The 13436-nt window shown below is 42.5% G+C and carries 10 protein-coding genes and 1 pseudogene; 7 read left to right on the top strand and 4 right to left on the bottom strand.

Features of this window, described 5'->3' with window-relative positions:
• Positions 1-185: 185 nt before the first annotated feature.
• Positions 186-1034: an alpha/beta fold hydrolase gene (locus tag V7K67_RS06580; RefSeq protein WP_334732761.1), complete on the bottom strand. Its 849-nt coding sequence runs from the start codon at positions 1032-1034 to the stop codon at positions 186-188.
• Between the two features lie 93 nt (positions 1035-1127).
• Positions 1128-2360, bottom strand: coding sequence for a methionine gamma-lyase family protein (locus V7K67_RS06575; protein WP_334732760.1), 1233 nt, complete (start codon positions 2358-2360; stop codon positions 1128-1130).
• An 88-nt stretch (positions 2361-2448) separates the two neighbouring features.
• Between V7K67_RS06575 and V7K67_RS06570 the strand changes: the two genes are divergently transcribed.
• The 6 genes from V7K67_RS06570 (at position 2449) to V7K67_RS06545 (ending at position 9615) form a co-directional block, all read left to right on the top strand.
• Positions 2449-3270: an acyl-CoA desaturase gene (locus V7K67_RS06570; protein WP_179067519.1), complete on the top strand. Its 822-nt coding sequence runs from the start codon at positions 2449-2451 to the stop codon at positions 3268-3270.
• Positions 3271-3827: 557 nt separating this feature from the next.
• A complete protein-coding gene (locus V7K67_RS06565) occupies positions 3828-4880 on the top strand; it encodes a fatty acid desaturase (RefSeq protein ID WP_334732759.1) in 1053 nt (350 codons plus the stop codon).
• A 310-nt stretch (positions 4881-5190) separates the two neighbouring features.
• Entirely contained in the window at positions 5191-6270 is a 1080-nt protein-coding gene (locus tag V7K67_RS06560) for a fatty acid desaturase (protein WP_335165714.1), read from the top strand.
• A gap of 662 nt (positions 6271-6932) precedes the next feature.
• Entirely contained in the window at positions 6933-7631 is a 699-nt protein-coding gene (locus V7K67_RS06555; protein WP_335165712.1) for a LabA-like NYN domain-containing protein, read from the top strand.
• A 179-nt stretch (positions 7632-7810) separates the two neighbouring features.
• Positions 7811-8521, top strand: coding sequence for a response regulator transcription factor (locus tag V7K67_RS06550; protein ID WP_334711728.1), 711 nt, complete (start codon positions 7811-7813; stop codon positions 8519-8521).
• A gap of 5 nt (positions 8522-8526) precedes the next feature.
• Positions 8527-9615 (top strand): sensor histidine kinase, encoded by a 1089-nt coding sequence (locus V7K67_RS06545; RefSeq protein WP_334711727.1) that lies wholly within the window; start codon positions 8527-8529, stop codon positions 9613-9615.
• A 295-nt stretch (positions 9616-9910) separates the two neighbouring features.
• Here the strand turns inward: V7K67_RS06545 and V7K67_RS06540 are convergent, their stop codons facing one another.
• Positions 9911-10792, bottom strand: coding sequence for a succinate--CoA ligase subunit alpha (locus V7K67_RS06540; protein ID WP_334711726.1), 882 nt, complete (start codon positions 10790-10792; stop codon positions 9911-9913).
• A gap of 191 nt (positions 10793-10983) precedes the next feature.
• A complete protein-coding gene (locus V7K67_RS06535) occupies positions 10984-12210 on the bottom strand; it encodes a succinate--CoA ligase subunit beta (protein ID WP_334732758.1) in 1227 nt (408 codons plus the stop codon).
• A 638-nt stretch (positions 12211-12848) separates the two neighbouring features.
• Here V7K67_RS06535 and V7K67_RS06530 point away from each other — a divergent pair.
• Positions 12849-13436 (top strand): annotated as a pseudogene (locus V7K67_RS06530) (hypothetical protein); the annotation flags it as partial.

Here is a 13436-nt window from a genome sequence, read left to right as displayed (position 1 = left end):
AGTCAAACAATTTTGGATTTTAGATTTGCAATTTGGGATTGACCCTGACCACAAGGGTACAGGGCTTGGTGATTTGAGATTGACAATTTTGGATTTGTTCCGCTTGACTTCGGGCGGGGCATGAACCGAAATCATCTAAAATCTCAAATCTAAAATAGGTACGTCAAAATTTTTTGCCCATTAAACTATTGGCTATTAATTACCTGCGGATGTTCTTCTAGCCAACGATCAATGTCATTCAGCACTAGTTGGGGGACTTCCCACGGGAAAAGATGGGCGGTGTTGGGATAGCACTGCCACTGAGAATTTTTGAGGTTTTGAGCAGTTTGTAAGCTGGAATCAGATGTTATGTGGCGGTCTTGTTCACCAGCAAGTACTAAAGTAGGACATTGAATTAGTTGCAAATCTGGAAGTCGGTTGTATCCCGATTGAATTGCACTATAGAGGGCACGAGTCGCAGCAGGGGAGGTTTGCAAATAAGCCGGTACTGCTTCCTTGGCGATGTAATTGTAACTGGTAGATGTATGTTGTTGGATTAGATAGCGAAAAAGCGATCGCTTGCCAAAAGTTTCAATATTCCATTGCCAACTCGGTTTTATATAGTTCAACAAGGCAGCAACGCCAGTATATAAATTATCCTGCCAAGTAATGCTCGGATGACTACCACGGGGTTTTGCGGCTGTCGCCACCAAAATTAGCCCAGTAATGCGCTCTGGCAAACGTAATGCCAACTCCATTGCCAGAATGCCCCCAAGTGACCATCCCAATACTAGGCACTTTTCAATCTCTAAGCGGTCTAGCAGCGCTTCTAAATCAGTCAAATGGTCATTCATCTCAAAATTGCTGTTGTAGCGACTTTTGCCATATCCACGTAAATCAGGAGCAAAAGTTTTGTAGCGTTTTGATAAATGATTGGTAAAGACAGAAAGACTACGACCAGTACCAGGATGACCATGTAAGGCTAAAATTGGGAATCCTTGACCTTGGATGTAGACATTGAGACTTGCAGCAGTCGTGGTATGGCGATCGCTCATTACTTGCCCTTCTCCTGTCTATCGAACAAATGTTTTAAAATACATTGACTTTCAGTTCTCAAGCCTCTAATCTCAGTCACAACTTTTTTCCGTTCAATGACAATTGCCAACTGCATCGATCGCAGCTTCCAGGGCGATCGCTACATGACTCCAATGAGTCCCCCCCTGGCAATAAACCACATAGGGCGATCGCATTGGCCCATCTGCCGATAATTCCAAAGTACTCCCTTCAATAAACGTCCCCCCAGCCATCACCACCTGGCTCTCATACCCCGGCATATCATCTGGAACAGGGTCTAAGTAGGAACCAATCGGAGAATGCTGTTGTATGGCTTTACAGAAAGCAATTAGCTTTTCGGCAGAACCGAGTTTAATTGCCTGAATTACATCCCCACGGGGAGCTAGAGGTGCGGGATTTACTGGATAACCGAGTTGATCAAATACATAACCAGTTAGATAAGTCCCTTTCATCGCCTCTCCCACCATCTGCGGCGCGAGAAATAAGCCTTGGAACAGCAGGCGATTTTGGTCAAAAGTAGCACCGCCGTAACTACCGATACCGGGAGCAGTGAGACGACAGGCGGATGCTTCCACTAAGTCAGCGCGACCAGCGACATAACCGCCAGCACTGACAATAGTGCCACCAGGATTTTTAATCAATGACCCCGCCATTAAATCGGCACCTACGGCTGTGGGTTCCTTAGTTTCAATAAATTCGCCGTAGCAGTTATCTACAAAGCAAACGGTGTTCGGGTTTTGCTCTTTGACTAAATGGACGATTTTTTCAATATCGGCAATTGATAAACTAGGACGCCAAGAATAGCCACAAGAACGCTGAATTAACACTAAACGAGTGTTTTCAGCCACACTAGTTCTTATTGCTTGCCAATCTATAGTTCCTGCGGGGGTTAGCTCCAATTGGCGGTAATTTATGCCAAACTCGATCAGGGAACCTTGACCTTGACCCCGTAAACCAATGACTTCTTCAAGCGTATCGTAGGGAGAACCAACCACCGCTAACATTTCATCCCCAGGACGGAGGACACCAAACAAAGCACAAGCGATCGCATGAGTTCCCGAAACAAACTGCACTCGCACCGTCGCAGCTTCAGCACCCATAACTTCGGCAAAAACTTTATCTAAAGTTTCTCGTCCTAAATCATCATGACCATAGCCACTTACACCAGCAAAGTGGTGTGCGCCCACACGGTGATTACGAAAAGCATCCAGCACTCGTTTTAGATTATGCTTGACCTGAGTGTCAATTCCAGAAAAAATTTCTAACAGTGCATGTTCTGCTTGCCGCAGCTGTTCTAAGCTGTTCATCAGTTCCTCGGTTCAAAAAAATTATAGATATGCGGATTTTCAGATCGCGCTGTTCTTCGGCAGGAAAAATTAAAATTCAGGTTACTGCATGACAATTGCTACTTCAACCAAACCTCAAATTAACTGGGTTAATACCCTGTTTTTCATTGGACTGCACATCGGCGCTTTATTTGCCTTTGTTCCTGGTAACTTTAGCTGGACGGCAGTTGGTGTGGGTTTCTTGCTGTACTGGGTAACAGGTGGCTTAGGAGTTACTCTAGGATTTCACCGCCTTGTCACCCACCGCAGTTTTCAAACTCCCAAGTGGCTAGAATATCTCTTGGTTTTCTTCGGCACACTTTCATGTCAAGGAGGCCCAATTGAGTGGGTCGGGACACATCGTATCCATCATTTATACTCTGATACTGACGCTGATCCCCATGATTCTAATAAAGGCTTCTGGTGGAGCCACATGGATTGGCTGATTCACTATTGTCCCGCTCACGCTGATGTTCCTCGATTCACCAAAGACATTGCCGAAGACCCAGTTTATCAGTTTTTAGAAAAATATTTCATTTTGATCCAGGTTGCTCTGGGTGTACTGCTTTTGCTTCTGGGTGGCTGGCCCTTTGTGATTTGGGGAATTTTTGTTCGGATTGTTTGGGTTTACCACTGCACTTGGTTGGTAAACAGCGCTACTCATAAATTTGGCTATCAGAGCTATGATTCTGGCGATCGCTCGACTAATTGCTGGTGGGTAGCTGTACTAGTTTTCGGTGAAGGCTGGCATAATAACCATCATGCCTTTCAATACTCAGCTCGTCACGGACTGGAATGGTGGGAAATCGATTTAACCTGGATGACAGTTCAATTGCTACAAGCAGTTGGTCTGGCTACTAATGTGAAGTTGGCCCCAACGAAAGTTAGTTAGGAGTTAGGAGTTAGGAGTTTGGAGTTAGGAGTTAGGAGTTTGGAGTTAGGAGTTTGGAGTTAGGAGTTAGGAGTTAGGAGTTAGGAGTTTGGAGTTAGGAGTTAGGAGTTAGGAGTTTGGAGTTTGGAGTTAGGAGTTTGGAGTTTGGAGTTAGGAGTTAGGAGTTAGGAGTTTGGAGTTTGGAGTTAGGAGTTTGGAGTTTGGAGTTAGGAGTTAGGAGTTTGGAGTTTGGAGTTACGTTCAATGGGAATCAGGCGTTGGAATTTTTATTTTGCTGTTGATTTTTCTTAAACCATGATTTTTGGTAGACCCAGAAATCCTTGTGGGTCAAGGAGCGTTTCTAATTCACATCAGGCGTGAGTTAAGAATCTAAACTCCTAACTCCTCACTCCTAACTCCTCACTCACCACTTCTAACTCCTAACTTTTCAAAAGTCTATTTACGGGTGCGCTTGTGTCTGTTAGGTTGCTATAATCCGAAGCGCTAATGTGAAGAGTTTTTGCGGCAAGTTGCTTTTTGGTGACTTGGTGGAGGAGTTTGTTGTTTTTCAGGTGTCCATGACTACATCAATAATTAACAGCCAGAAACTAAGTGACGAGCCTGGTAATTCCGACTTTAGGCTCAAAGATATTGTCAAAACCCTGCCACGGGAATGTTTTCAGCAGAACCGTCGCAAAGCGTGGATACAAGTACTGCTGAGTGTCTTGGCAGTCGCCTTGGGCTATTACAGCCTAGTCATCACTCCTTGGTTTCTTTTACCCCTAGCTTGGATTTTTACGGGTACTGCTTTAACAGGATTTTTTGTAATTGGCCATGATTGTGGACACAGGTCTTTTGCCAAACGTCGTTGGGTAAATGATTTGGTAGGGCATTTCTTCATGATGCCGTTAATTTACCCCTTTCATAGTTGGCGCATTAAGCATAATTATCACCATACTCATACCAACAAGCTGGATGAGGATAACGCTTGGCATCCAATTAGACCAGAAGTGTTTGAAAATTGGGATACAACCCGACAGTCTGCTTTTGAACTGTTCATGCGTAAACGCTTCTGGTGGGTAGGTTCCATTGGACATTGGGCTGTGGTGCATTTTGATTGGCGGAACTTCAAAACTAAAGACCAATCAAGTATCAAGCTTTCTGTGGCTGTAGTAGTTGTGTTTGCTGCGATCGCTTTCCCGCTTCTCATCGCCACAACTGGCATCTGGGGATTTGTCAAGTTTTGGCTAGTACCCTGGATGATTTACCATTTCTGGATGAGTACTTTTACTATTGTTCATCATACTGCCGCAGATGTTCCTTTTGCGACCGCAAACAAGTGGAACGAAGCTCTAGCACAGTTATCTGGAACTATTCATTGCGATTATCCGCGTTGGGTAGAAATTCTGTGCCATGATATCAATGTTCATGTCCCTCATCATATTTCCACTGCGATTCCTTCTTATAATTTGCGGCTAGCTTACAGCAGCATCAAAGAAAATTGGGAGCCTCATCTGCATGATGAGTGTCAGTTTTCTTGGTCTTTAATGAAGCAGATTACAGACCAATGTCAACTGTACACAACTGATGTTGGCTATAAAACTTTCGACGAACATTATACAGAGCAATAAATAGCACTGTAATTACACTCACGCTCTTGAACCAACGAGAGCGTTTATCATGCTGTGTTTAAATAGACTCTGGCGATTTTTTACTGACTAAGCTTTTAGATAATCTGCCAGAAATTATCCTCTTTTATGTTAGCGATCACTAGTTTCGTGGGCATCCTAGAGTTGAAAAGTAAAAAGTAAAAAGTAAAAAGTAAAAAGATAATTTCGCTAAATAAATTTAGTTTTTCTCAAACCATGTCTTCTTTCTTTTACCTTTTACCTTTTTACTTTTGCCTTGTTAGTTCCGATTTATATCCAACAAAAGAATCCAGTGCAATCAAATATCATTACGTTCAACAATCCTCTTGGTGGTGAAACGTCTGAGGATACGGCTAAATTGCCTTTTACTCTTCAAGATTTAAAAGCTGCAATTCCTGCTGAATGCTTTCAGCCCAATGTGACAAAATCACTTTTTTACTTCTTTCGTGACATCCTGATTATCTGTCTGCTTTATGCAGTTGCTTATTACCTGGATTCTTGGCTTTTCTTCCCGATTTTCTGGCTAATGCAAGGAACGATGTTTTGGGCTTTGTTTGTAGTCGGACACGACTGCGGACACCAATCTTTTTCTAAGCACAAATGGCTCAATGATTTGATTGGACATCTTTCTCACACACCAATACTTGTTCCTTATCATGGTTGGCGGATCAGCCATAGAACTCATCACAAAAATACTGGCAATATCGATAATGATGAAAGCTGGTATCCTGTGACAGAATCACAATATAAGGAAATGCCTTTAGCCCAAAAGATCGGCAGATATTATGTTTTTCTATTGGCTTATCCTGTGTATCTGTTTAAGCGTTCTCCTAATAAAGAAGGCTCGCACTTTTTGCCTAGCAGCTCGCTTTTCAAGCCATCAGAAAAATGGGATGTCATCACTAGCACTGTACTTTTAATTGGTATGGTAGGTTTGCTCGGTTTCCTCACCTACCAATGGGGTTGGATGTGGTTGCTAAAATATTATGCTGTGCCCTACCTTGTGTTCATCATTTGGCTAGATTTGGTAACATTCTTGCACCATACTGAGCCAGAACTTCCCTGGTATCGTGGAGAAGATTGGACTTTTTTAAAAGGTGCAATTTCTAGTATTGACCGTGATTATGGTTTGGTTAATCATATCCATCACGATATCGGTACTCATGTTGCTCACCATATATTCCTTAACATCCCTCACTACAATTTGTTGAAGGCAACTGAGGCAATAAAACCAGTAATGGGTGAGTATTTCCACAAATCAGAAGAACCAATTTGGAAGTCAGTATGGAATTCATGCATCAGCTGCCATTTTGTCCCTGATACTGGTAGTAAAGTTTACTACACATCTAATAACAAGTTAGCTAAAAGCTAAGATCCAGATTCCCGACTTCTTTCAAGAAGTCGGGAATCTAGTACAAGAAGGCAAAAGTAAAAAGGCAAAAATAAAAAGAAAGAATGCTTATTTTGTAAGCTTTCTGGCTATTTTAAATGGGTGATTTATTTACGCCGTGTTGTACTAGTATTTTCGTCAGTGCTGATTAAATTAAATATTACCTAAATACTTAGTACAACCTATGTTTTGAGGTGCGTTGGCGTAGCCCGCCGCAGGCATCGCAAATTACATTATTAGTGCTTCTAACTCTATCAGTATTTGATCGTCCTTAGCCTGCGGTAAATCTCAACTTCCTGACTGTCAGGTTATTAAAATACAGGGGTAAAATAAAAATAGATAGATGACGTTTGCGGATTCTTGCCCCTATCCTGACAAAAGGATTTATTTTCTCCAAACTCTTGCTGTCTTGGTGGGTAAAGATTAACATATCTGTGGACAGAGGCGCAATATCTCGTTAAACCAACCACTAGGAAAAATTACAACCTCTTGGGCTGTCTACTTTGAACGAAGCTTGAGCGCCAGTTAAGTTTATCTGTATGTAGTGACTTAAGACCATTACCTGCTAGGTTCATAAATCAGCACAGACTATACTATAGACAATTTACCCAAAACTTTTTCCAACTTTAAAATCAGAGGTATCAATGATTATAACTAATTTTAGCAAACAAAAAAGTGAATTTAAGGAACCTAAAATACTTAAAGCTAAACCCCATTGGCAAGGGCAAAATTTGAGTGATACTGCTGTCAAAGGTAAAGATATCAAGAAGATACAAGATACTGCACCCGATAGTTCGATTTTCAATAGCTTGAATCGTGGTCGAGTTGCTATTTTTATTGATGGCTTAAACCTATTTCATACAGCTTTACAACTGGGTATAGAAATTGACTATGTTAAATTACTTTGTCATTTAACCAACGGTTCAAGACTGTTGCGTGCTTTCTTCTATACTGGAGTTGATCTCAGCAATGAAAAGCAACAGGGTTTTTTATTGTGGATGCGTCGTAATGGCTATCGTGTAGTGGCAAAAGAGCTTGTTTTAACAGCAGAGAATTTCAAAAAATCAAATTTGAACGTAGAAATTGCTGTAGATATGATAACTTTAGCCCCTTACTATGATACAGCGGTTTTAGTTAGTGGGGATGGAGATTTAGCTTATGCAGTGAACGCTGTCAGCAGAATGGGGGTTCGGGTGGAAGTGGTCAGTCTGCAAACAACGACCAGTGAAAGTTTGATTGATGTTGCTGACTGCTTCATTGACCTCGATAGTATTAAAGCACACATTCAAAAAGATTCTAATCTTGGCTATAGTTATCGCACGCCATCAAATTCAAACCTTTAAAACCCGATTTCAAATCTATCGAAATCTCTACTCAGCTATTGCAAACTTGTAGAAGGTTTATCAGATTGGGTGGGGTTTAAATCCCTATTCATACCCTCCCAATCCCCATTACCCCTTATCCCCAGAGGGGGCCCACCTTCCCCAATCCCCAGTTCAATTTTGCTCAACCTTATATTTAAATGGATATTTTAATAGTTGAAGATGAACCAGAAATAGCTCATTTAATCGAAATCTCTTTAGAAAAAGAAGGTTTTTTTTGTCGCACTAGCCGCGATGGGATGAATGCTTTGCGGATGTTTCAGGATCAACCACCGGATTTAATCATTCTAGATTTAATGATTCCTGGTTTGGATGGGTTAGAAGTTTGTGCCCGAATTCGCCAGAAACCAGGTGCAAAAGATCCTTACATTTTGATGCTCACTGCCAAGGGAGAGGAAATCGATCGCGTCATTGGTCTATCCACTGGTGCTGATGATTATATGGTTAAACCCTTTAGCCCCAGAGAGTTGGTAGCTAGGGTGCGGGCACTATTACGGCGTAGCCTCCGCCAAGGGGGACAACATCAAGTTAATCGTACCCAACACTTTATCGTCGATGTAGACCAGCGCACTGCCAATCGCCAAATGAATTCCAAAGAAGTTGAAATTTTGGACTTAACTACCCTAGAATTTAACTTGCTTACCACCTTTGTCAGCAATCCTGGTCGAGTTTGGAACCGCACTCAACTAATTGATAAACTTTGGGGAGATAACTTTTTTGGCGATGAACGAGTGGTAGATACTCATGTAGCTCGGTTGCGAAAAAAGATTGAACCCGATCCGGCAAATCCTACTTTTATTAAAACTGTTGTTGGGGTTGGCTATAAATTTGAAGATCCTTTGGTGGGGTAAATATTATGAAGATGGGGCTGAGAGGGCGCCTATTTTTCTCCCACTTAGTAGTGATGATCGTGGGGGTAGCTAGTCTGGTAAGCATCAGCAAAATCTCTTCCCCACGCTTGTTTGTACTGCATTTGGAAGGATTAGAAAAGGAGGGGTTAGACTTAATCGATGTCCGTACTGAATTGGTTACAGGATTTGAACTTGCTTGGCAGCGAAGCACTCTTTGGTCAGTTTTAGTCGGCACTACCGCCGCCGGAGGATTGAGTTACTGGGTGTCCAGACGGATTATGCAGCGGTTAACCGAGATGGAACAAATCACCCAAAAATTTGCTGCTGGTCAGATGGATGCACGACTACCTGTATCTGATATTCCAGAACTCAGTGGACTGAGTGCTAGTTTCAACCGAATGGCAGCCAGTTTAGAAGGGGTAGAAGCGCGACGGCGAGAAGTAATTGGAGATATGACCCATGAACTACGAACACCGTTAACAGTGGTGCGCGGTTACTTGGAAGAACTGGCTGATGGAGAAATTGAAGCGTCTCCTGAAATCTATCGGCGTTTAGCTAAAGAAACTAGGCGCTTAGAGCGATTGGTGAACGATTTACAAGAACTATCTAAGGCAGAAGCCGGTTATCTGCCAATTAATATCCAACGGGTAAATTTGCGTCCGTTGTTAGAGTCATTAATGGAGAAATTTACCGACCAACTATTGGAAGATGGGCCAGTTCTGCTCTTAAAGTGTCCATCTGTGATACCTCCTGTATTGGCAGATATTGACCGGACAGAACAGGTGTTGGTTAATCTGCTAGGTAATGCAGTATATTACACTAACGAAGGTTCAATTACCATTGATGTTGGGACTGAAGCATCTCAACTCTGGATTGCGGTGATAGATACGGGCATTGGTATCGCTCCAGAAAATCTGCCCCATGTGTTTGAGCGCTTCTGGCGAGCCGACCAATCGCGCGATCGCCATTCGGGAGGTACTGGTATTGGTTTAACTATTTCCCACCGTTTAATTGAACTACAAGGTGGTAAGATTCAGGTAGAAAGCGAATTGGGAGTTGGCAGTACGTTTCGGTTTTTTCTGCCTTTGGCTTGAGTTGAGCTAAAAAACTTTGAGTTTGAGGGATTGACACAAGGTAGTCATGGCTGTGTCATACCCAATTGCTAATTTGAAAGTATCCCAAATTTTTGTTTGTTGATGGACACCAAAATTTTGGAATTGCATAGAGTATAACATTATGTCTACTTTTGTTCTGGCCGCTTTTTTGGTTAGTTTACTCAGCCTTTCGGGTTACGCTGCGATCGCCTACCTATTCCCTCAAAATCGTTCCCAAGACTAAATAATTCGTAATTCGTAATTGAATTCTTAACTACAAAATACGAATTAGTAATTAGTTAATTTCCTTTCGCAATAATTCTGGAATCTGAGAAGGGCGTTCGGCTACTGTAACTTCTGCTTCTTTTAAAGCAGCTAATTTACTTTGGGCTGTGCCAAAATTGGGATCGCGTCCGATAACCGTTGCTAAAGTCCCGGTTTGACGCCAACTTTTTCCTGGTGGTGCAAGTCTACCTGCAATGTAGGCAATTACTGGTTTATCAATTGCCTCAGCAATGTATCGGGCTGCTGCTTCTTCACTACCACCACCAGGTTGACCGACTAAAACGATCGCCTCTGTGGTTTCATCCTCATCAAGAATTTGCAGCCATTGCAGAAACGAGGAACCAACGATCGCATCACTACCAATACTGACACTAATCGACTGCCCCAAACCTGCTTTTGTTAATTCGTAGGCGATTTCGTAGGTGAGGGTGCTGCTACGACTAACGATCCCCACTGTCCCAGGGGTATAAAATTCGCTGGGTTGAGTTCCTAAGAGAATTTTTCCCGGTACAATGATCCCCGGACTATTTGGTCCAATTACCAAAGTCTCACAGGCTTCGGCTTTGCGGAGTAATTGCACCATATCCAAAGGCGGCACACCAGCAGTGATAATAATAATCTGGCGAATCTTAGATGCGATCGCTTCTAATGCCGCATCTAGTACGTCATAAGGATCTACACAAATGATTGTCGTATCAATTGCCCCAAATTTTTCTATTACCTCCTCTACTAAATCAAATACTGGCAGTCCATGCAGTTCTTGTCCGCCGCATCCAGCATTGACACCAGCTACCAAATTCGTCCCATAAGCTTTCATTTGAGCAACATAGGTGCTTGATATAAATTCACAAAAGCCTTGAATTAAGACTTTACTTTCTGGCGTTAAGTTCATAATAAATTACCTTAGATTTGCCAAGCCAGTGAGTTGAACTACTGGGCTTGAAGAAAGGGACATGAAAGTGCTGAGTAGTGAGTGCTGAGTAGTGAGTGATGGAGATGAAGGAGAAATAACTCCTGCCTCTTGCCTCCTGCCCCCTGCCTTATCCCAACGACAAATATTGACACCCATCTACTTATTGCTCACTACTTTTTATTAACCGTTGGTTTAGCAAGACGAACTGCTGCATCCACTGCCTCATCTAAATTTTCTACCACGAGAAGCGCGTCGCTGTGGGTTTTTAGTGTTGTCAAATATTTTCTTGCAGTACTAAATTCAGAACCAGCAAGGCGGACAACTAAAGATGGAAAATTAAGCTCTCGCCGCACTTTATTACCATTAGAACGTATAATTTGTGATTGAAGTTCGCTATTATCTGGCTGCACAACTCTGGCTATCACTTCAATTACTTCCTCAATTTGAGGAATGCTACCTAGAAAGTTAATTAATATTACTTGAATACTTTTATCAGCCTCCAGCATTTTCAGACCCATTTCTAGGCGATCGCGGAAGGTGGTTGGTGTAGTATCTGTAAGGAAAGCATGACGTAGATTCAAACAAACACCCGGATTACCACCAGCATTAGCGACTAAATCCAAAGTTGCCATCACCGAACCAGTACCATTACCTAAAATACCGATTTTTCCATGCATTGCTACACCATCCCAGTCGCCTAAAATACCGTTGATTTCAGTACTGGTATGACGGCTGATAATTTTTGCCGCCATCTCGGCAAGATCGGGATGACGCTTGATCGCCCGTTCGTTGACCCTGACTTTACCATTAAGAGCCATAACTTGACTAGTAGCACTGACTGCCAAGGGATTGATTTCAACTAAATCCAGGTCTTTTTGCACAAATAAGTGGTACATCTTCTCCACAACGTTGCTTACCGACTGCATCAGCGTTCCTTGCAAACCCATTTTCAAAGCTAGTCGTCGGGCATAAAATGGCGAGAATTCTTGTTCTACAACAACATGGTGCATTTTTTCGCCAGCGGATTCCCAATCGATGTCCGCTTCTTTGCAACCTAAAAGTACCGGTCGGCAGACAGCAGTATCTAAAACCACCGCTAGATAAAATTCCTGGTTAGCGTCGTATTGGGATTCTGCCAGCACAACTTCTGGCAATTCGCCCCATATTGGTAAACTAAAGATATTTTGAGCAGCTGCGATCGCATCGATAGTCGTTTGAGCAAACCTGACTCCACCAGCTTTTGCTCGTTCTGCTCCGTGTACTTGAGATTTCAGTACAATTGGAAAGCGAATTTTTAAACGTTTTAAATCTGTAGGATGGTCAATTCGCTGGGAAGGCAATACCGGAATGCCTATCTTCCCAAACCATTCTTTAACTTGGTACTCTAATAAATCCATTGATACACCTTGTATTGACACTTTCCAAGCTTTTGCTGATTGCTGTCTTAATATTTTGCAGCACCTTTATTGCAGAATGAAGCTTTTGGCAGCTATAAAAATTTATTTTTCACGGGTCAATTTTATCGAATTCACCAAATGAGGCACATTAATTTCGATAGCCAACCCGTTTACAACACATAATTAATATCCTCAGCAAGCTTCCCAGCATAGAAGATAACTAGCATTTCTGTCAAAACCCTCTGACATAGCATCGTTTTCTTAACCTTTGGATAATTTGGTAACAACTGCTCTGCAACTAGAATTTTGTAGGACACTAGCTCCTATGAATTTAATTGTCGCGAAATAATGCAGTGAAAATACTCAAACACTCTATTATTCCCATTTTTTATTTGTAATTTATATCTGAAGACAGATTATTTAATTTTTCATCTATGAACCCGAAAATGTAGCGCCGCGAACAATAACTGCTTTTTTAATTTTTGGTGAAAAGTCAGAATTTGTGTTAGAAAGTTGGTCGTTCAGATTTTCAGGCTGTAGTTGGTTAAACTGTGCATTTGCATTCAACAAACCGAGAAAGTTCGTTCCATCCCCTTAAAAATAATCAAAACAATATAGAAGTTCAGCGGGAAAGCTCTATGAGAGTAGCAGTCCAGCAGGAAGATTTACAGCTTTTGGCCAAAACTTTGCAGGAACAATTACTTGTAGAAGTTTCAACGGCTGAAGTCTTCGAGGTTAAGTGTGCCGTCAATAAAGACGAGCTAATGATTTTAACGCAACACGCATCAGATGTAATAGTTGACACTCAACTAATTTTTACAGTTGTTGAGGAAGTACTTCAGTCTCTAGCACCCCACAAAGAACAACGGGTGCAATGTTTCCTCAGAATTTTTGGTGAACAGCTCCCTTATGCCAAATGTTTTTTGGCGTTGAAGCAGACGGGGGGATGGGGAGATGGGGGAGATAGGGGAGATAGGGGAGATGGGGGAGATAGGGGAGATGGGGGAGATAGGGGAGATGGGGGAGATGGGGGAGATAGGGGAGATAAGGAAGCAATATCTTATCCATCTTCATCCCCCTCATCCTCCTCATCCCCCTCATCCTCCTCATCCCCCTCATCCTCCTCATCCTCCTCATCCCCCTCATCCCCCTCATCCCCCTCATCCCCCTCATCCCCCTCATCCCCCTCATCCCCCTCATCCCCCTCATCCCCCTCATCCCCCTCA

The organism is Nostoc sp., from assembly GCF_036917155.1.
Classification (GTDB): Bacteria; Cyanobacteriota; Cyanobacteriia; order Cyanobacteriales; family Nostocaceae; genus Nostoc.
The sequence above is the reverse complement of the archived record's forward strand: the minus strand, read 5'-3'. Positions and strand labels throughout refer to the sequence as shown.